Annotated in this window: 15 protein-coding genes; 10 read left to right on the forward strand and 5 right to left on the reverse strand. The window is 57.0% G+C overall.

Translation table 11 applies throughout. The features are described 5' to 3' along the window. Positions 1-21 precede the first annotated feature (21 nt). Positions 22-1,014, forward strand: coding sequence for a 5'/3'-nucleotidase SurE (locus BOSE62_RS01675; protein ID WP_159640857.1), 993 nt, complete (start codon positions 22-24; stop codon positions 1,012-1,014). A 10-nt stretch (positions 1,015-1,024) separates the two neighbouring features. On the opposite strand, the gene BOSE62_RS01680 is transcribed toward BOSE62_RS01675, so the two are convergent. Continuing rightward, entirely contained in the window at positions 1,025-1,516 is a 492-nt protein-coding gene (locus BOSE62_RS01680) for a nuclear transport factor 2 family protein (RefSeq protein ID WP_159640860.1), read from the reverse strand. 83 nt (positions 1,517-1,599) lie between these two features. Between BOSE62_RS01680 and BOSE62_RS01685 the strand changes: the two genes are divergently transcribed. From BOSE62_RS01685 to BOSE62_RS01695, 3 genes are all read left to right on the forward strand, one after another. Then, the gene (locus tag BOSE62_RS01685; RefSeq protein WP_159640863.1) at positions 1,600-2,373 is read left to right on the forward strand and encodes an SDR family oxidoreductase; all 774 of its coding nucleotides are present in this window, start codon (positions 1,600-1,602) and stop codon (positions 2,371-2,373) included. A 552-nt stretch (positions 2,374-2,925) separates the two neighbouring features. After that, complete coding sequence (gene putA, locus BOSE62_RS01690; protein ID WP_159640866.1) at positions 2,926-6,405, forward strand: bifunctional proline dehydrogenase/L-glutamate gamma-semialdehyde dehydrogenase PutA; 3,480 nt, start codon at positions 2,926-2,928, stop codon at positions 6,403-6,405. Between the two features lie 183 nt (positions 6,406-6,588). Next, positions 6,589-7,221: a LuxR C-terminal-related transcriptional regulator gene (locus tag BOSE62_RS01695; RefSeq protein WP_201295628.1), complete on the forward strand. Its 633-nt coding sequence runs from the start codon at positions 6,589-6,591 to the stop codon at positions 7,219-7,221. A 175-nt stretch (positions 7,222-7,396) separates the two neighbouring features. On the opposite strand, the gene purN is transcribed toward BOSE62_RS01695, so the two are convergent. Then, a complete protein-coding gene (purN, locus tag BOSE62_RS01700; RefSeq protein ID WP_159640869.1) occupies positions 7,397-8,362 on the reverse strand; it encodes a phosphoribosylglycinamide formyltransferase in 966 nt (321 codons plus the stop codon). Next, the gene (gene purM / locus BOSE62_RS01705; RefSeq protein ID WP_159640872.1) at positions 8,355-9,461 is read right to left on the reverse strand and encodes a phosphoribosylformylglycinamidine cyclo-ligase; all 1,107 of its coding nucleotides are present in this window, start codon (positions 9,459-9,461) and stop codon (positions 8,355-8,357) included. Before purM ends, purN begins: the two co-directional genes overlap by 8 nt. 62 nt (positions 9,462-9,523) lie before the next feature. Between purM and BOSE62_RS01710 the strand changes: the two genes are divergently transcribed. The 4 genes from BOSE62_RS01710 (at position 9,524) to BOSE62_RS01725 (ending at position 15,150) form a co-directional block, all read left to right on the forward strand. Further along, positions 9,524-10,810, forward strand: coding sequence for a heavy-metal-associated domain-containing protein (locus BOSE62_RS01710; RefSeq protein WP_159640875.1), 1,287 nt, complete (start codon positions 9,524-9,526; stop codon positions 10,808-10,810). Positions 10,811-10,882: 72 nt separating this feature from the next. Beyond that, complete coding sequence (locus BOSE62_RS01715) at positions 10,883-11,440, forward strand: DnaA ATPase domain-containing protein (RefSeq protein ID WP_159640878.1); 558 nt, start codon at positions 10,883-10,885, stop codon at positions 11,438-11,440. A 3-nt stretch (positions 11,441-11,443) separates the two neighbouring features. After that, the gene (locus BOSE62_RS01720) at positions 11,444-13,633 is read left to right on the forward strand and encodes an RNA degradosome polyphosphate kinase (RefSeq protein WP_159640881.1); all 2,190 of its coding nucleotides are present in this window, start codon (positions 11,444-11,446) and stop codon (positions 13,631-13,633) included. Next, entirely contained in the window at positions 13,630-15,150 is a 1,521-nt protein-coding gene (locus tag BOSE62_RS01725; RefSeq protein WP_236553768.1) for a Ppx/GppA family phosphatase, read from the forward strand. Before BOSE62_RS01720 ends, BOSE62_RS01725 begins: the two co-directional genes overlap by 4 nt. Here BOSE62_RS01725 and rnd read toward each other — a convergent pair whose 3' ends face one another. Next, a complete protein-coding gene (gene rnd, locus BOSE62_RS01730) occupies positions 15,151-16,332 on the reverse strand; it encodes a ribonuclease D (RefSeq protein ID WP_159640884.1) in 1,182 nt (393 codons plus the stop codon). A 72-nt stretch (positions 16,333-16,404) separates the two neighbouring features. Between rnd and BOSE62_RS01735 the strand changes: the two genes are divergently transcribed. Together BOSE62_RS01735 and BOSE62_RS01740 are read left to right on the forward strand one after the other, a co-directional pair. Beyond that, complete coding sequence (locus BOSE62_RS01735) at positions 16,405-16,737, forward strand: hypothetical protein (protein WP_159640887.1); 333 nt, start codon at positions 16,405-16,407, stop codon at positions 16,735-16,737. Further along, entirely contained in the window at positions 16,737-18,251 is a 1,515-nt protein-coding gene (locus BOSE62_RS01740) for an FAD-binding protein (RefSeq protein ID WP_159640890.1), read from the forward strand. The genes BOSE62_RS01735 and BOSE62_RS01740 overlap by 1 nt, the downstream gene beginning before the upstream one ends. Before the next feature lie 303 nt (positions 18,252-18,554). On the opposite strand, the gene BOSE62_RS01745 is transcribed toward BOSE62_RS01740, so the two are convergent. Continuing rightward, positions 18,555-20,549 carry a TonB-dependent receptor plug domain-containing protein gene (locus tag BOSE62_RS01745; RefSeq protein ID WP_159640893.1) on the reverse strand — a complete coding sequence of 665 codons (1,995 nt, stop codon included), beginning with the start codon at positions 20,547-20,549 and terminating at the stop codon, positions 18,555-18,557. Between the last annotated feature and the right edge of the window lie 33 nt (positions 20,550-20,582).

Raw genomic sequence — 20,582 nt, forward strand, 5'->3', positions numbered from 1 at the left:
GATTTGAGAGAGGATGTTTTCATGCGCAAACTAACCATCGCCCTGGTCGCGGCATCGCTAACCTGTATCGCGACGGCCGCGCAGGCCCGCAACATCGTGATCACCAATGATGACGGGCTGACCAGCAATGTGGTGGCGCTCTACGACGCGCTGAAAAAGGACGGTCACGACGTGATCGTGTCTGTGCCGTGCAAAAACCAGAGCGGCATGGGAGCGGCAATATTGATCGCTCGTCCGCTCGCGCCGCTGGCCGATGCGTGCCTGAACGCAGCGGCCGAAGCGGGTGATGCAGGTGCCGGATCGATGACTCGCAAGGGCATGGATGCGGATTTCTACTATGTCGACGGTACACCGGTGATGGCGCTGGTTTACGGGCTGGATATCGTCGCCGCACAGCGCTGGGGCAAGGAGCCTGATCTGGTGCTGTCCGGTCCCAATGAAGGACAGAATGTCGGCGCGATCATCCTCAGCTCCGGTACAGTGAGCGCGGCACAATATGCCGCCGTGAGCGGCTTGCCGGCCATCGCGCTCAGCGCCGGGCCAGCAACGGAAGACGATGAACTGGACGGTCCGCAGTCGGCCAAGGTCGGCACGCTGACGGCGCAGCTGGTATCGGTGCTGGACAAGCGGGCTGACGGGGGAGCCATGCTGCCGGACGGCTTTGCGCTCAACGTGAATTTTCCGGACAATCTGGACAATCCGGTGTGGAGAGTTTCGCGGATCGGAACCTACAACGCCTACAAAATGGGCTTCGTACAGAGCATGGTCAAAGAGGCGTCCCCGACGATGGCAGCGATGGCCAAGGCACGCGGCATGGAATTACCCGACTTGCCGGGCATCTCTTTCGGGTTCAACGATGCCAAACCGTCGCCGGATCAAATGTTGGACGAATCGGTTGTCTACAAGACTGCCATTGCGGTCAGCCCGATGCAGGCCGGCTATGAATATAGGTCGCACCCGAAAGCTGACTGGCTGGCGGGCTATCTGAAAGGCCTGACCGCCCCGGCGGAATAGGGCATTGCGATTACAATGCGTGATGCCCTTCGGTGATCGCAGCGGCGGTTGCCTCTTCCGAGCGTTCCCAGTCGTGGACCGCGCTCCGGCGGACAATGATCCAGGCACCATCGCGCTTTTCCAGTGTATCGCAATAGCGGCCGGCGACGATCCAGTCGATGGCTTTGCTGCTGCCGTGGCATGCATGGAAGTCCGGATTGCCGGGCTCGATATAGTGATAGGCGACAAAATTGGCTTCGGTGGTGGCGCTTTTGCCGTCGTCGGACAGGGTGATATGGACATTCGAGATCGAATGATGGGTGCCGGGAATATTTTTCAGCGTCTCGCTGGCAAATCCGATAAACTCGTCCGGGGACCCCTCATAATCACCATGTTTGTGGACATGGTCATCAGCAAAGCAGGAGCGGACCAGCGCCCAGTCGCGACGATCGATTCCCTTGCAATAGCGGTGCAGGACATCCCGGATTTCTTCGCGTGCCGAAAGCTGTTCCAAATTGTACATTCCTGATATCTCCTAATTTTGCCAGTCGTTATAATTTGACTCTGGCCCTAGCTTTCCTTGCAATGTCGTTGAGGAGATAAAGCATGGGCAGACTGCAAGGCAAAGTGGCAATAATAACAGGTGCGGCCAAGGGACTGGGTGAAGCCGATGCACGAATATTCGCACGCGAGGGCGCAACCGTCATCCTGACCGACATGGACGAGGAAAACGGAAAGCGGGTTGCCGGTGAAATCGGGGACGCGGCGGAGTTCCAGTTGCAGGATGTTCGCGATGAACAGGGCTGGGAAGACCTTATCGCCGATGTCGTCTCGCGTCATGGCCGGCTTGACATACTGGTCAACAATGCCGGTGTGGTCGAACTAGGCACGATCGAGACGCAGACTGCGGAAGAATATAGTTTCGTGATGGCGGTCAGCGCGGACGGTGCCTTCTACGGCTGCAAATATGCGGTGCCGGCGATGAAAGCTTCCGGCGGCGGTGCGATCATCAACATGTGCTCTATCGCTTCGATCATCGGCGAACCGATTGTCGTCGCCTATTCGATGGCCAAGGGCGCGATCGAAAGTCTGACGCGCAGCGTCGCAGTCCACTGCGCAAACAACAAATACAACATCCGCTGCAACAGCGTCCATCCGGCCGGCATATTGACACCGATGGTCGAGGGGATCGGCCCCAAGGTCATGGGCCGTGACGATCTCCGCCCTTCCAGCGAAGGCCCGGCACCAAGCGCGCTCGGCGAACCGGATGATATTGCGAACACCGTGCTGTTCTTGGCCTCCGACGAAAGCAAGTTCATCAACGGTGCGGCCATCCGCGTCGATAATGCGAAGTCGGTGGTGGAGGGCGTGGTTCCCTGACCGTTTCGGGAGCGCTTTTATGTTACGCGAAAAGCGCATTTTCTGAACCTGTGCTGCACCGGACAAGCGGTCTGCGTGCCTCAGGGCTGGACCCAGCGCGTTGTCACCATGCAATCTTGCGTTTTGCAGTAGGCGGACCTTTCCTACACATTTGCCAATCGTTTATCCTCTCCATCGGCTTTCCACGAAATGCGGGCTGGGCTCTTTGACAATCTGGATATGACGAAAACCCCTCCGCACACCCCCGGAATTGAAGGGGACCGATTGTCGCGCTAAATCGAAAGGTTACAGTCGATGTACTGTCGCTGGAGCGAGAAGCCAGTAAATCTGGGGCTTCGGGACAAGGTTGGCAAAAAATAAAAGTGGAAGTTTGTGTAAGGTTCGCTCCGGCCATTTCACAAAGGTTGCGTTTGCAACCGGAAGTGAGATATTCGGTGCCACCCGGCCGAACCGATCAACACGATCATGTGATCGTTCGCTGTCCGGCCTCACAATGACATTGTTCCCCCGATCGAAAACATATCGCCACAATTATTAGGAAGCCGTTGCCCCATGAACACCCTGATGGACTACCGGGAAAAGATCCGTACGCATCACCGCAGCGATGAAGATGCGGTGCTGGATTATCTGATTTCCAACTATGCGCCAGACAAGCAGACCCGCAAGCGGATTCAGGAGCGGGCGATTCAGGTCGTACGCGATGTGCGGAGCGCTTCGGGGCCGACGCTTACGGAAAGTTTTCTGGGTGAATATGGGCTGTCGACCGACGAGGGTCTGGCGCTGATGACACTGGCAGAAGCTCTGTTGCGGGTACCGGACAACCAGACGATTGACGCGCTGATCGAGGACAAGATCGGGCCATCCAACTGGCGCGAACATGTCGGCCAGTCGGAAAGCTCGCTGGTCAATGCATCGACCTATGCGCTGGAGATGACGCGTAGCGTGATCAACAAGCCGGAAAGCCGCGGGCCGCTCGATGCTCTGCGCGGCGCAATTAAACGCCTGGGCGAGCCGGTGATCCGGGTGGCCGTGCGGCAAGCGATGAAGGAACTCGGTAACCAGTTCGTGCTCGGCGAGGACATGAAGCTGGCGCTGAAGCGGGCGGAGAAATGGAAAGCCAAGGGTGCGACTTACTCTTATGATATGCTGGGAGAGGCCGCGATCACACAGGAAGGGGCGGATGAGTATTTCGCCGCTTATGCCGACGCGATTCAGGAAATTGCCAAGGTAGCCGTGTCTGATGACTTGCGGGAAAATCCGGGACTTTCGATCAAATTGTCAGCGCTTTACCCGCGCTACGAGATGAGCCAGCAGGCCAAGGCAGTCCCGGAGCTTGCCGATCGTGTCGGTGAACTGGCACGGGCCGCACGGGATGCCAATATCGGCCTGAACATTGATGCCGAGGAAGCCTATCGTCTGGGGCTCTCACTCGACATGATCGAAATGGTGCTCAGCGATCCCCGCCTGACCGGCTGGGACGGCTTCGGCGTTGTCGTTCAGGCTTTCGGCAAGCGCGCGAGCTTCGTGATCGACTGGCTCTATTCGCTGGCGACGCAGCTGGACCGAAAGATCATGGTTCGCCTGGTCAAGGGCGCCTATTGGGACAGCGAGATTAAGCGCGCACAGATGGACGGGGTGCCTGACTTTCCGGTATTCACGACCAAGTCGGCGACCGATATCAGCTATATCTGCTGTGCCTCACAGCTGCTGAAGATGACCGACCGAATCTATCCGCAATTTGCCACGCATAATGCGCACAGCGTCGCCGCCATTCTTGAAATGGCGGGCAATCAGCAGGACTTCGAATTCCAGCGGTTGCATGGCATGGGGGAAGCCTTGCACGAAGCCTTGCTGCGAAATGAAAAAGTGCGTTCGCGGATCTACGCTCCGGTTGGCAAGCACCGCGAACTGCTCGCCTATCTGGTCCGGCGATTACTGGAAAATGGGGCAAACTCGTCCTTTGTCAACCAGTTGGCCAATCATGCGGTAGCGGCCGAAATGATCGCTACCGATCCATTCGATACGCTGAAAGCCGATCAGCAATCCAGCCAGACCAAAATCGTCAAGCCCGCGGATCTTTATCAGCCGGAACGCGTCAACTCGCGTGGCTGGGACTTGGCCAATCGCACCGATATGAACGAATATGTCGGCGAACGCGCACCCTTTGCCGAGAAACTGTGGCGCTCCTCGCCGCTCACCGTACGGCCGGTCACCAGCGGAACCACCCGCAAGATATTCAATCCGGCGCGTGTGGACAGTCAGGTTGGCGAAGTGATCGAGGCGGACGAGAGCCAGGCGCTACAGGCGATAGAAGATGCCCGTGCCTGGGATGCTCCGGTATCCGAGCGGGCCGCGATCCTGCGCCGTGCTGCCGATCTCTATGAGCACCATCACGGCGAAATTTTCGCGCTGCTGGCGCGGGAGGCGGGCAAGACCCAGTTCGATACGATCGCGGAGCTGCGCGAGGCGGTCGATTTCCTGCGCTATTATGCTAAGGAGGCGGAAAAATATCCTGACGGCAAGCCCCGTGGCATAATCAGCTGCATCTCGCCCTGGAATTTCCCGCTGGCGATCTTTACCGGCCAGGTGGCGGCGGCCCTCGCTGCCGGCAATGCTGTGTTGGCTAAGCCGGCCGACCAGACACCCCTGATTGCGGCGCTGGCCACCAACTTGTTGCACGAAGCCGGCGTTCCCATGGAGTCGCTTCAGTTGCTGCCAGGCGCCGGGGCGACCGTGGGATCAACAATAAGCGGGGATGCCCGGATCCAGGGTGTCTGTTTTACCGGTTCGACCGCAACGGCGCAGACGATAAACCGGAATATCGCCGACAATGGGCAGGCGGACTCACTGCTGATCGCCGAGACGGGCGGCCTGAATTGCATGATCGTGGATTCAACCGCTTTGCCGGAACAATCGGTTCGCGATATCATAACATCGGCATTCCAGTCCGCCGGCCAGCGTTGTTCGGCCTTGCGTGTGCTCTATCTGCATGAAGATGTCGCCGAGCCGTTTCTGAACATGCTCTACGGTGCCATGGACGCGACCGAAATGGGCAATCCTTGGTGGCTGTCCACCGACATCGGGCCGGTCATTGATCAGGCGGCCCATGACAAGATCAGCAACCATATCGCGACCGCCAGAATGGAGCGCCGGTTGCTGAAGCAGCTGGATTGCCCGGATGACGGCTATTTTGTCGGACCGGCGGTCATCAGGGTCGATGGAATTAACGACCTAGAAGAGGAAATCTTCGGTCCTGTTCTGCATGTAGCGACATTCAAAAATAACGAACTCGACGATATCATCGGGGATATCAACAATCGCGGATACGGGTTGACGTTCGGCCTGCAGACCAGGATCGAGCGCCGCATCGACAAGCTGACCAGTGCGTTGAAAGTCGGGAATATCTATGTAAACCGTAACCAGGTCGGTGCGGTAGTCGGTTCGCAACCCTTCGGTGGAGAAGGCCTTTCCGGCACCGGCCCCAAGGCCGGTGGTCCGCATTATCTGCCGCGCTTTCACGCCGGTTCCAGGCCGGTCTCTCCATTGGAGAGCGGCAATGCCCTGACCATCGAAAAGGTCCAGGCGGCACTAGATAATCTCCCGGAAGGCGATATGCGACCGCGCGGTTCCGAGGTCATGCCCGGACCCACCGGGGAATCAAACGAGCTGTTCACCTATGCGCGGGGAACGATATTATGCCTCGGCCCAACACCGGAAGCCGCTGGAAGGCAGGCCGAGACGGCGCGTCAGCAGGGCTGTGTGGCCTTGATCTGTGTCCCGGGCGCGGCCGGAGAACAGGCGATTGACGGATTTGTCCCGCGCGAAGCACTGGCTCGGCTGACCGGGTTCGATGCCGTTGTTTGTTGGAGTGAAGGCGAGGACATCCGCGCCATTCGCAAGGCTCTTGCAAAACGTGACGGGCGGTTGATCCCGATCATCACGGAAGAGAATTTCGGCCAGCAGTGTCTGGTCGAACGGCATGTGTGTATCGATACAACCGCTGCGGGAGGCAATGTCTCGCTGCTAACCTGATTAAGTCGGACGGTCTGGATATGGGTGCAAACCGCTAGCAGCACGTTAGAGCTGTCGGATGGAATATCGGGCAGGGCGGAATTGGTCGCGGCCTGCGGTATAAGCGAGAGCTGCGCTCTGCGCTTGCCTTGGACCATATATGTAGAGTAGCCTGAAGCGATGGAGCGCCAAGAGAATTCCAGCATGAAAAAGCAGATCGAGATTTCCCGATCCGATCTGCCAACGGCCTCGGTCATGGGGCTGATCGAAAAAAGTCCGATTGCCTCGGTGGTCAGCAATCCGCGTTTGCCAGACAACCCGCTTGTGGCGGTCAACGATGCGTTCGTGGAACTGACCGGCTATGACCGGGATTTCATTATCGGTCGAAACTGCCGCTTTCTGTCGGGGGAAGAAACGAAACCATGGCTGACCGAGGAGATCCGGCGTGGTGTGCGGCAGCAAAAGTCCGTGCTGGTTGAAATACTCAATTACAAGAAAGACGGTACGCCGTTCCAGAATGCGGTGCTGGTCGCGCCGCTGTTTGATGAAGAAGGCGAACTGGAATATTTTCTGGGATCGCAGGTGGAAATCGATGCCGATGTCCCTACCTTGGCAAAAGCACGCCGGATGCGAGCGGTCGAGATTGTCAAAGGCCTGTCAAAGCGGCAGCGGGAAGTGCTTCAGTTCATTGCCAAGGGCCTGCTCAACAAGCAGATCGCCCACGAGTTGAACCTGAGCGAGCGGACTGTGAAAATGCATCGGTCGATCCTGATGAAACGGCTCGACGTACCGAGTGCGGCGGACATGGTCCGGCTGGCTGTAGAAGCGGGAATGTAGGTGGATGGAGATACGGTCCAAGGGCCGTATCGATTTCAAAGCTGGCACAATCTATTCCTAACTATGCATCGCGGGCTGAAATCTTTATTTCCCTTCGGGTCGCAAATCATTTTTGGATAACAGTTCTCCCTCCTCCTAGTTATCCGAAGATATTCAGCCCGCGATGCAGACTGGTTTAAAATTGGTCGGCGATTGCAATCATCTTGGTGAGCCGCTTTGGCGCGACTTGGCGCCAGCTAGCGTACAGCCGATCGGAAATATGGTCCCAGTCGGTGCGGCCCGTATCCAGCCGAATGGCGATCCAGCCGGATTTTCCGTAGAATTTGGGTATATAATACAGGTCGGGGTCGGCGTCGATCAGCGCGGCCTGTTCGTCCAGCCCGGTGGTCTTGACGAGCAGAGCAATACTGGCTTCTCCATGATGGCTCTGCGCAAAATAGGCGAAATATTTCCCTGTCGTTTTGCTGCCCACGCGCCAGCCCGGGGCGCCGAAGCTGGGGCGTTCGTGGGTTTCTGCAAGTGCCAGCGCCCGTTGACGTACCTGTCCAAGAATCCAGTCAGGATCCGCTTCGCGAGTGACATATTTGGCCAGGGTGGAGGGGTAGAGCTGATGTTCCGCGATCAGTATCCGGCTGGCCAGACTGTCGGCATCATCATCGGGCAGAATGGCAACGTCCGTTTGCGCCAGAATGGGACCATCATCCAGTTCGGCAGTGACCAGATGGACGCTGCATCCAGCGACAACGTCGCCCGCATCAATCGCGCGCTGATAAGTGTCGAGACCCTTGTACTTGGGCAGCAGGCTGGGATGAATGTTGAGCATATGATCTGCCCATTTCCTGACAAAACCGTCGCTCAGAATGCGCATATAGCCGGCTAGTACCACATATTCGGCGCCGGATCGGACGATGGCATCGTGCATGATTATATCATGGGCCTCGCGCGTCAGTCCCTTGTGCGAATGGGCGAAGGTTGCGATGCTTTCTGCTTCTGCCAGTTTCAGGCCCGGCGCCTTCAGATCATTGGACGCTACCAGAACGATCTCAAAGGGACAGTCGGGTGATTTTGCGGCATAAACCATCGCCGCCATATTCGACCCGCGCCCGGAAAGCAGTATAGCGATTTTGGCTTTGTCAGCCATTGTGCGTGGCGGTCCAGTCATCCGTAGCTGACCATATGCCGCGCGCAGCGCTTACCGTACAGCCTCTGGTGCCGGTGCGAACGTCGCCAATTTTGTGGACTGTCTCGCCCGCGGCTTCCAGGTCAGATGTAATGGAAGGAACTTCTTCGGGGGAAACCGCCAGCACCATTCCGATTCCGCAATTGAATGTCCGCGCCATTTCTTCCGGTTCGATATTGCCTTGTGCCTGCAGAAACGCCATCAAGCGGGGCTGATCCCAGTTCGAAGCATTGACGTGGGCGTGCGTACCATCGGGCAACACGCGAGGAATATTTTCCAGTAATCCGCCGCCGGTGATATGGGCAAGCGCCTTGATCCGGCCGGACTGCATCAGTGGCAGCAGCGACTTCACATAGATTCGGGTGGGCGCAATCAAAGCCTCAATCAGCAATATGTCTGGATTGAATAGGGCGGGGCGGTCCAATTTCCAGCCTTTGTCGGCAGCCAGACGCCGGACCAGAGAAAATCCGTTGGAATGCACGCCCGAGGATTCGAGACCGAGAAGCACATCACCCGGCGCGATCGTCATTCCGGTCACGGCCTTTTCGCGTTCCACCGCGCCGACGCAGAAGCCAGCAAGATCATAGTCACCGTCAGCATACATGCCCGGCATTTCCGCGGTCTCTCCGCCGATCAAGGCGCAGCCGGACATTTTGCAGCCCTCGGCGATGCCCGCCACAACCCGTTCGGCAATGCCGTTCTCGAGCTTGCCGGTAGCAAAATAGTCGAGGAAAAACAGGGGCTCTGCTCCCTGCACGATCAGATCATTGACGCACATGGCAACAAGGTCAATGCCGACCGTGTCATGACGGTTATAATCGATCGCGAGTTTGAGTTTCGTACCGACGCCGTCATTGGCCGCGACCAGCAACGGATCCTGATAGCCTGCCGCTTTCAGATCAAAAAATCCGCCGAACCCGCCTAGTTCGGCGTTTGCACCCGCACGTGCAGTGGCTTTTGCCAGCGGTGCGATTGCTTTGATCAGGGCATTGCCCGCTTCGATAGACACACCGGCTTTCGCATAGGTGTAAGAATCCGGCTCATTTTGCTTTTCACTCATAGATTGAGCGATTAGACAAGTCGCGGCTGGATTTCCACGCCATAATCGTCAAAAGGGCGCAAATGAGTTTTTTGAGTGACTTCCGAACCAAGATAGCCGCCGCCATTGCCCTCGTGACTGTGCTCGCGGGAACGGTCGTCTATGCCCAGCTTGAAGGTACCCAGCGCGGTGTGGCACCGCTCGCCAGCACCGGTGATTTCGAAGTGATGGGGGTGGAAGTCGACGTCCATGGCGACAATGCTTTCGATGCGCGGAAAAAAGGCTGGGAAGAGGCCCAGCGCAAGGCATGGAAGATGCTGTACAAGCGGACGCAGGGGGGCGAGACCTCCGGTCTGCCTGACGGTACGCTCAACACGATCGTCTCGGCTATCATTGTCGAGCAAGAGCAGATCGGCCCCAAACGCTATATTGCCACGCTCGGCGTTATGTTCGATCGTGCAAGAACAGGCTCGATTCTCGGTGTAGGTGGTCGGCGATTGCGATCTCCGCCCTTGCTGGTGCTGCCGATTATGTGGAGCGGAGGATCTCCCCAGGTATTCGAGAATCGGACCGAATGGCAAAAAGCCTGGGCGCGATTCCGGTCCGGTGACAGCGCCATCGACTATGTGCGGCCTTATGGGTCGGACAGCGAATCGCTGGTGCTGACAGCAGGGCAGGCCAATCGTCCGAGTCGGCGCTGGTGGCGCAATATTCTTGACCAGTTTGGCGCAGCGGATGTTATCGTTCCGATCGTCAGGCTCACCTATAAATATCCCGGCGGTCCTGTCACCGCCCGGTTTACCGCGCGCTATGGTCCGGATAATCGCTATATCGACAGCTTTACCCTGAAAGTGGACCGCAGCGAAGATATCCCCAAAATGATGGACCAAGGTATCGTTCGCCTGGACAATATTTATTCGAGTGCTTTGTCGCGCGGCATATTGAAAACCGACAAGTCGCTTATCATTGAAGATCCGTTCAATCTCGATGATCTTGATCTTGATGATTTCGATCTAGATGTCGAACTGGCAGACGAGACGGATACGGGCGATAATAGTTCAGCCCCGGCAAATGCCGAATCATCAGAGTCGGCCGCAGAAGCGCAGGTAGCCGCACCGGTGGCAGCTACCAGTATCTCGCTGCAATTCGACACGCCGGATGTTGGCGCTGTCGGCCGCGGCGAAGCATCGGTACGTGCGATACCGGGCGTCACATCCGCTTCCACGTCCAGCCTCGCGCTGGGTGGTGTGTCTGTCATGAGCGTGACTTACAAAGGCGATATTTCCACACTGGCCCAAGCCCTTCGGGCGCAAGGCTGGCAAGTGCAGCAAGGAGCGGGCGCCTTGCGTATCAGTCGCTCCGGACAGTAACGAAGCGAGACCGTGAGTCAGATAGCCCTTCCTCTTGAACAGAAGCCGTCGTCAGAACAGCGAGGGTATCTGGTGACTGCTGCCAATGCCGAAGTGCATCGACATCTGCAAAACTGGCAGGACTGGGCGCATAACACGTTAATTCTAACCGGCCCCGAAGCCTCCGGTAAAACCACGATGGCTGCAGCGTTTGAAGCGGAAAGCGGCGGGTTCTGCGTCGATGATGCTGCAAACTACGAAGATACTGAAATATTCCATTTATGGAATCGCGCCAATGAAGAGCAAAAACCGCTTCTGCTCTTGGCCGCGAAACCGGTTGCGGATTGGGGAATTTTGCTTCCAGATCTGAAATCCCGCCTTGCCGCGTCGCTGCATCTGGAAATTGGAACGCCCGATCAGGCGATGATCGACGGCCTGTTCCAGAAATATTTCGCGATACGCGGCCTGACAATTTCCGAAGATGCCTTGCGCTATCTGGAAAAGAGGATGGTCCGCACCTATGCTATGGTACGTCAACTGGCACAGAAAATGGACTCGCTAGCGATTGAAACCAGAAAGCCGATAAATCTGGCTATAGCGAAATCGGCGCTTGGTTTGTTCGATGCCGGTGATGAAAAAATGGATACCTAGCCCATGGAAAACTCTGCTGTAGAATCGCGGGAAGGGGATATCTCGGCCGTAGATACTGTCACCGGCGCATTGCCTGAGGATAACGGCAAACGATATTTCAATCGAGAAATCAGTTGGCTGGGCTTTAACGAACGGGTGATCGAGGAGGCCGAGAACAGCGCGCATCCATTGCTCGAGCGGCTGCGCTTTCTGTCGATATCCGGCAGCAACCTTGACGAATTTTTCATGGTTCGTTTCGCCGGACTGGTCGGGCAATATCGTCAGAATATCGAGGAACGATCGGCCGATGGCCTGACCGCGACACAGCAACTGGAAGCCATAGCAGCTCGCACGGATTCGCTTATTGAACATCAGCAACGGGTCTGGGCAGCTCTATCCCGGACGCTCGCCGACGAAGACATTATTGTGTCGGCTGTGAATGATCTCACCGAGCCGTCGAAAACCTGGTTGAGACAGCATTTCATTGACCAGATATTCCCGGTGCTGACTCCGCAGGCGCTTGATCCGGCGCATCCCTTCCCGTTCATTCCCAACAAGGGATTGAGTCTCGTGTTTGATCTGGTCCGGGAATCGGACAATCAGGGCATCAGGGAACTGGTAATGATCCCGTCTGGTTTGCCCCGATTTATCCGCTTGCCCGGTGAGTCGGCGATCTATGTTTCGGTCGAGACGGTCATTCAGGAGTTTTCCGATATTCTGTTCCCCGGTTATGCGGTGAAAAATAGCGGACTGTTCCGGATCATCCGCGATAGCGATATCGAGGTGGAAGAAGAAGCGGAAGATCTGGTGCGCTATTTCCGCAGCGCCATCAAACGGCGCCGTCGCGGAGACGTGATCCGGCTCGAAATGGGGCCGAATCTTGCCGAACCCGTGACTGCATTGCTGCGCGAAAATCTGCTTGATGACGGTGCTACGGAAAGCCGGATCAACGGCTTGGTCGGTGTCGGTGATCTCGATATTCTGGTCGATGAAGATCGTCCAGATCTTAAGTTCACGCCCTATAGTCCGCGTTTTCCAGAGCGTATTCGCGATCATGGCGGTGACTGTTTCGCGGCGATCCGCGATAAGGACATTCTGGTTCATCACCCCTATGAGTCTTTCGAGGTGGTTATTGAATTCCTGCGTCAGGCGGCTGCCGATCCCGATGTGGTGGCGATCAAGCAGACTTTATATCGCGCCGGCAAGCAGTCCGCTGTTATCCGGGCGCTGATTGATGCTGCTGAAGCGGGCAAATCGGTCACCGCAATCGTCGAACTCAAGGCGCGTTTTGACGAGGAGCAGAATCTGCTCTGGGCGAGTGCGCTCGAACGCGCCGGTGTGCAGGTCGTCTACGGGTTTATCGAATGGAAAACCCATGCAAAAATATCGATGGTCGTGCGCAAGGAGCAGGAAGGCTATCGCACATATTGCCATTTCGGAACCGGTAATTATCATCCGATAACCGCCAAAATCTACACTGATCTCAGTTTCTTCACTGCTGATCCGAGGGCCGCACGCGATGCGGCGCAACTGTTCAACTATATCACCGGCTATGTCGAACCCAAGGCGCTGGAGCTTATTTCCATGTCACCGCGCGATATGCGTAACGACCTGATGGGACTGATAGATCAGGAAATTGCAAATGTCCGCGCCGGCAATCCGGGAATGATTTGGGCCAAGATGAATTCACTGGTGGATCCGGCATTGATCGAGAAACTGTATCAGGCGAGCAATGCCGGTGTGGAAATAGATCTGGTGGTCCGCGGAATCTGCTGTCTCCGGCCTGATGTACCGGGCATGTCCGATCATATTCGCGTGAAATCGGTGGTGGGCCGGTTTCTTGAACATAGCCGTATCTGGGCTTTCGGCAACGGCAGGGAATTACCGAATGACGGTGCGAAACTCTATATTTCATCGGCGGACTGGATGCCGCGCAACCTGGACCGGCGGGTGGAATATATGATGCCGATTACAAATCCCACCGTTCATGACCAGATATTGGATCAGGTTATGGTGGCCAATCTGATCGATGACGAGCAAAGCTGGGAACTCAACGCCGATGGCAGTTACACCCGTGTAAAGCCATCCAGCAAACCGTTCAATCTGCACCGCTATTTCATGACGAATCCCTCACTCTCCGGACGCGGCAAGGCGCTGAAGAAGAGCAACGCGGTGCCGCGGCTCAGCTTGCGACGTCGGAAGAAAAGGGTGTGAGCGGGTTGCCGGGAGACAAAAATAGCGCGTCCGGACTGGCGCAGAAGAAAAAGCGGGGATCTGGTCGGCGTACGGCAATTGTTGATATCGGCTCCAATTCCATCCGGCTGGTTGTCTATCAGGGGCCTGCGAGAGTTCCCGCAATTCTGTTCAATGAAAAGGTCATGGCCGGACTCGGTAAAGAATTGTCGACGACCGGCGCAATCGGCAAGGATTCAATTGCGCTTGCTACGCGTGGAATGAAGCGATTTTACCGACTTTGCATCGAAATGGACGTCGACAATGTACAGAGTTTTGCCACCGCAGCGGTCCGGGACGCCAGCAACGGCAAGGATTTGCTGAATATTGCCAGCGAGATCGGCTATGATGTTGCGGTGCTTCAAGGCGAAGAAGAAGCGGAGCTGGCAGCGCTCGGAGTGATCTCCGGAATTCCCGACGCTAGTGGAATAGTCGGCGATCTTGGCGGAGGCAGTCTGGAGCTGGCCATGGTCGATCAGGGCAGGGTGCTGGAGCGGTTTTCCTTTCCTCTAGGCGTACTGAGGGTGGCTGACCTGCGCGCCAAGGGGCAGGATGCGCTAAAAAGCAAAGTGCGCAAGATGCTAAAGAAAACCGGATGGGATAAGCAGGGGCAAGACCTCCCTTTCTATCTCGTCGGCGGTTCGTGGCGTTCGCTGGCCCGTCTGGACATGTTTGACAGTCAGTATCCGCTGCCGGTCATCCACAATTACGAGATGGAACCCAGACGCGCGCGCCGGCTCGTCAGTCGCCTGGCCCAACTGAACAGGGACAAGTTGAAAAATGTCCCTGGATTATCAACCTCTCGGATACCAACGCTTAAGGACGCCGCATGGCTGTTGTCGCTGCTGGTCCGCTATCTGAATAGCAGCAAAATGGTGGTGTCCGCTTATGGCGTGCGGGAAGGCATGCTGTTCCACACTGTCAGCAAGCAGGAAGCCGCGCGCGATCCGCTTTTACTGGCAACCGAAGATACCGGTGCGGCTCAGGCTCGGTTCCCGGCAAATAGCAAGTTGCTGGGTAAATGGATTGCCGATATTTTCTCGGATGATCCGGTTGAATGGCACCGCATCCGTCAGGCTGCCTGTAATCTCGGTGATGTCGCCTGGCGCGCCAATCCCAATTTTCGCGCGGAGCGAGGACTGGAAGTCGGATTGCATGGCAATTGGGTCGGCATTACCGGGCCGGAAAGGGAGATGCTGGGACAAGCGCTGTTTACCAGTTTCGGAGGCGGCAACGACGTCTTTCCTGGCGGCGGTAAACTGGCTAGCGCTGCGGCGACACGGCGGGCCATCGCCTGGGGTCTTGCGATGCGGCTGGGGCAACGGCTTAGTGGCGGTACCCGAACCCCGCTGGAGCAGACGCAAATCCGCAAGTCCGGAAAGAAGCTTGAACTCACGATCGCGGGTGATCTGGTTCATCTCTATGGCGATGTGGTTGCCAAGCGGCACGGGCATCTGGCAAATATGCTGGGGCTTGAGCCGGTGATGACTGCGGTTTAGCTATTCCGCATCGCCTTCCTGCTGGTGCGTCATCTTCAATTTTCCGTCCTTCACCGTGAAGCTGACGCGGCCTTCGATTAAATCCAGTGCGTCACGGCCGAATTCCTCATAGCGCCACCCCTCGAGCAGCGGCACATTTTCGCGTTCTCCGGCCACGATCCGTTCCAGATCATCGGCCCGTGCCAGCAGTCGCGATGCAACATTCATCTCTGCCGACCGGATTTTTAGCAATAATTTGAGCAAATCCGTAACCAGTGCGTTGGATTTCCCGTTTTTGGGACGCCGGCCAACCTTCAGTGGGAGATCATCGCGTGACAGCGGTTCCGCCTGTTCGATTACTTCCATCAATCGTGCGCCGATATCATTATTCTTCCAGCCTGCCGACAGTCCGCGGACCTGTCCCAGCTTGGACTGATCCTTGGGAGGATGCGCTGCGATATCTGCCAGCGTTTCGTCGCGCATGATCCGGCCGCGTGGTAAATCCTTGGATTGGGCTTCGCGCTCCCGCCATGCGGCCAGCGCCTTCAGCCTGCCGAGCATCTCCAGATTACGGCCCTGCGATTTGACCCGCAGCCAGGACCTTTCCGGATCATTGACATAATTGTCGGGATCAGCGAGCTTTTCCATCTCGGCATTGATCCACATGCCCCGGCCGGTTTCGCGCAATTTGTCCAGCATCATCGGGAAGATCTTGGCGAGATGGGTAACATCGGCCACCGCATATTCCAGTTGGCGCGCGTTGAGCGGACGGCGTGACCAGTCGGTAAAGCGGGCGCCCTTGTCCAGGGTGATGCCCAGCCAGCTATCCACGAGATTGGCATAGCCGATCTGCTCGCTCTGTCCGATTGCCATGGCTGCAATCTGGGTATCAAAAATCGGGTGCGGGGTCTTGCCCGTCATATTGTGGATGATTTCGACATCCTGCCCGCCGGCATGGAAAATCTTGAGTACATTCTCATTCTCAACCAGCAATTCCATCAGCGGTCCGAGATCAATATCTTTGGCCAATGGATCAATTGCGGCGGCTTCCTTGCCATCGGAAATCTGGATGAGACAGAGGATAGGCCAATAGGTGTTCTCCCGCATGAACTCTGTATCGACTGCCACAAAGTCGGCAGTAGCAAAGCGGGCGCAAATATCGGCGATGTCCTGATTGGTCGTCAGCAAATTATGGATGTGCATTTTTATGCTATACAGCGGGTGGCTCGTCCCGCAAACAATTCGTGGGCGCAGGATTAAAATTTGGGGGAAATCATGACATTTTGGTCACTGGCTTTGATCAGCTTATTGGTATTGCTGTTGCTGGGGCAGATTATGGCACAGTGGGGTGACGCCTGTCTGGCGGTAGCCGATCCCCGGCCGATTGGCGGCAAGACAATCGAGATTACGATCTTGGCCTGGGGCCTTGCTGCGCGGCGAGGGCGGTCTCTGCAGGTGGATGACTGCTATCAGCTCGGTATCAACGACATGCGTTTCTTCATGACTGGCAAAGCGGTTCTGGTCTGCCTGTTTACCTTCGGGTTTGTCCGAAAGGTCAGCATCGCCTATCGCTGCTATGCTGGCGATCATGGCGTCGGAGAAGCCTGATGGCGCGGATCGTGAATCTCGGACAACAGGTCTGGACCAATTATCACCAGACCGCAGAATGCAACCTCAAGAGCCGGATCGAGCTGGTCAATAGCGACGAGAAAAACGGCCGGGCGCATCTGAAAGGCGTGGCCGAAACTGTCCGGGATTTGCTCGGGGAGGCGAGGCAGTATCAGATCCCGGTGCGACCGATCGGGGCGGGCTGGTCACCGTCGCCGATCAACGTGGTGGAAGACGGCTGGCTGGTCGAGACCTTGCGGCTGAACCGGACCTATACAGTGGCGGCGAAAGATTTGCATGAAGATTGCGAAGTTGCCGCGGAAGCGCTGTTGCTGGTGCAGGCCGGCGCGACCGTCGACGAAGTTTACGAAAGTGCCGAAGAAATCGGCCGGTCGCTGCGAACCGGCGGGGCGAGCAACGGACAGAGCTTTGCCGGCGCCTGCGCCACCGGAACCCATGGCAGCGTTTGGCAGGCGGGCGGTATCCAGGACCATGTCCGGGCGGTGCAAATGGTGACACCCGAGCGGATATTGTGGATTTCGCCTGAAAAGCCCGTGCTGTCGGACGCGTTCATCGCCCAGACCGGTTCCGAAATCATTCGCGACGACCGGGTATTTGCCGCAGCCCAGTTGCACATCGGCGCGATGGGCTTTGTCACCGCGATGCTTATCGAGACGGATCCGATCTATATGGTGCAGAATATCCAGAAAGCGACGAAGATAAGGCGCGAGCATATCGACTGGCTGTCGCGCGGCGAGTTCCGGAAATTTTCATGCGAATTCGGACTGAATGAAAATCCCTATTTTCAGCAGCTTATTATCAATCCTTTTGATCCTTTCGACAAGAAATGCCTGCTCCGCTTCCTCTACAAGCGCCCCTTTGATCCCAATATCCCGCCGCCGCCCCCGCGTGACATGGGAGCCGGCTATGACGCGCTGACCTTGCTCGGCAAGGCGATGGCGCACAGCGATCTGTTCAAGGGCGCGATCATGCAATTTGCGATGGAGCAGGGCTATCCCGACAACCGCGATGTCGATGATCCGCCGGCCATCGCCACCTGGGGGCATACCACCGAAGAGCATGCGCCGATCGCCAGTCTGTTCAACGGATCGGTTACACTTGATCGTAACAGGCTGGGAGAGGTCTTTGATCTGGTTATAGATAATTTCAAACGAGGCGGTGGTGGCACGGTCGTCACCCTGCGGTTCGTCCGGCAGGCCGCCGGTCTGCTCGCCCCCGCGCACTGGCCCGACAATGTCGTGATCGACTTTGACGGCCCCAATGTCGAATCCAGCCACAAGGGTTACAAGAAGGTGATCGAGGCGCTCGACGAGGCCGGGATTCCCTTCACCCGCCACTGGGGCAAGACCAACAATCTCGACGAGCAGCGGGTGAAGCGCGACTATGGCCAGAATTTCGCCGACTGGAAATGGGTCCAGGCACAGGTCATGCCGGACCCGGCGGACCGACAGGTTTTTGCCAATGAGGAACTTCGCAAGCTGGGTTTGATATAGGCGGTTTGCGGGATCAGCGTTGAGATTGTGAGGGTTGGAGTGAGGTATCGGACAAGGCGGGGTATCGACGGCTTGAATGATCGCAGATTCCGATAGAAAATATGTGAAGGCGTTGAAATGGTTCTGGCTGTTATCCGTTGACCGCCTTATTTGCGGTCTCGCAGCTTAGCCAGATTCAATATCAGCTTAGCGCCCGATCTCGGTCATTCGGATAATATCCCGACTTGCTTGAGCGGAGGCATGCTGCATCAGGGCCAGAGGCAATCAGTCTCCACTTGCCCATTGCCATCGCAACAACATTCATCATTCTCCACCGAACCGAAGCCTGATTCCTCCATTCAGGGTAAATCCGTCGAGCGGCGCCCATGCATCCACCGTCCATTGTCCACTTGCATCGCGCTGCGGCCGTAATAGCGGATCATAGCGAGTCTGCCGCACATTGAGCAGATTTTCCGCATTGGCGAACAGACTGATCCGGCCCAAGACGATTTCGCCCAATATACCCAAATGCACATAGGGGCGGCTGCGCGTGCGAAAGGGATTGTCTTCAAGCGACTGCGCGCCGGTGTAATAGGCTTCAACCCCGATGCGTCCCTTGCCATGTTCTTCCCACATGCCGACCAACCCTGCGGTATGCCGCGGTGTCAGCGGAACTTCGCGCCGTCCTAGGCCGGAAGCATCGGGTTCAGTGGCGTCGACATAGACGTAGCTGCCCGTCACAGTAAAACCGTTTTGCTTATAGCGGACAAGCAGTTCCGATCCACGCACTTTGGTCGTTCCGTCGACATTGACAAGGCGTACCCGGTCCGGCGCAATTTCCTGCAGTCGCGTTGCGTTGTCTATGTCGGCACCGAACAATGTCACGCTGGCTTCAAATGGTCCGCTGGCATAGCCGACATCGAGTGATGCTGTCGCGGCGGTTTCAGCTTCGAGATCCCCGAGGGGTTCGAGCTGAGAAAGCCCGGCTGCCTCAATTTCGTCGACAAAGGGATTGGGCGCAAAAAAGCCGCCTCCGAGCGATCCCCGGATGGTCCAGTTACCCGGACGGTAAAGCGCCGACAGGCGCGGGCTGAACTGGGTTCCGAACTCATCGTGAAAATCCACACGTCCGCTCCCCGCCAGAGTGAGTTCAGCACTTATCTCATGTTCCACTTGCGCAAATATGCCCGGCACGTCGTAGCTGTAATTAAACGCCGGGAAGCTTTCCGAACGGAAGGCGTCAGACTGGAAGGCGATCCCGCCAACCCAAGTGGTGGCCCCGCTCCCGCCCGAGACGGATGCTTCAGCGAACACGCTTTGGTGCCGGTCATCCTCCAATGTGGTGCCGAAACGGTGCAGATGGTCTTGCTGCATGGCGGAAGCGCGAAAATGCAAGATCATGCTATCGTCTATCGGTGTTTCGCCGACGAGGCCGGCATCGAAACGCTCCGTATCCTGCGTTTGTGGAAAGAATGTGCCATCGGGCACGGTTTGGCCGGTCAGCGTGCCGCCAACCCGTTCTTCCGTCATCGCGCCGAGCGTCAGATATAGGGAACTGCCGCTGCCATCGTCCCATTGAAAGCGAGGGCGCGCGGTGAAACGATCATATGAGGCTATATCATACCAACCGTCGCCATCGATATCCTGCCCGGTTTGGCGATGCGCGCCAGCGGTTAGCGACACACCGAGGCTGTCGCTTAACGGGGCAGATATATATCCGGTCAGGTCCTGCCCGTCGCGCGTAGTTGCGTTCGCCAGTATCTCGGCTTCAAACGCATCACCGGGGTTTTTGGAGATAAGGTTGATGACGCCCCCGAGCGCGGACGGACCATATAATGCGGAAGCCGCGCCCTTGATGATTTCGACTTGCCCGAGATCAGTTGGAGGAATCTGCAGCAAGCCGAGCGATGCGGCCTGGCCGCCGTAAAGCGGCAGGCCGTCAGCCAGCAGCTGGGTGTATCGCCCTTCCAGACCCTGAATCCGGATATTTGCAGCACCCAGCGCAGGCGAGGTGACTTGCACCCGAACACCGCCGGTTTCCGCAACCAGCATGGCAATATTGCCGGGGCGCATGATCGCCTTCTCTTCGATCTCTTCCCCCACAATCACTTCGACGCGGATCGGTTCATCCTGCACCCGGCGACGGTTGCGGGTTCCCTGAACGATGATTACTTGTTCAGCTTCCCCGCTGTGATGATCGTCCGCGTGGTTCGCCTCCGGGTGGTCAGCGGCGGGAGAATCCTGAGCGAATGCCGGAGCCGCAAGGACGATAGGGACGGCAGTGGCGATAAGCCGCCAATGCAGTAGGGAGCGGGTCATTAGAATTCTTTCTTGATTGTGGAGAAAAATTTC

Origin of the sequence: Sphingorhabdus sp. 109, assembly GCF_902506555.1 — a bacterium.
In the GTDB taxonomy this organism is placed as follows: Bacteria; Pseudomonadota; Alphaproteobacteria; order Sphingomonadales; family Sphingomonadaceae; genus Parasphingorhabdus.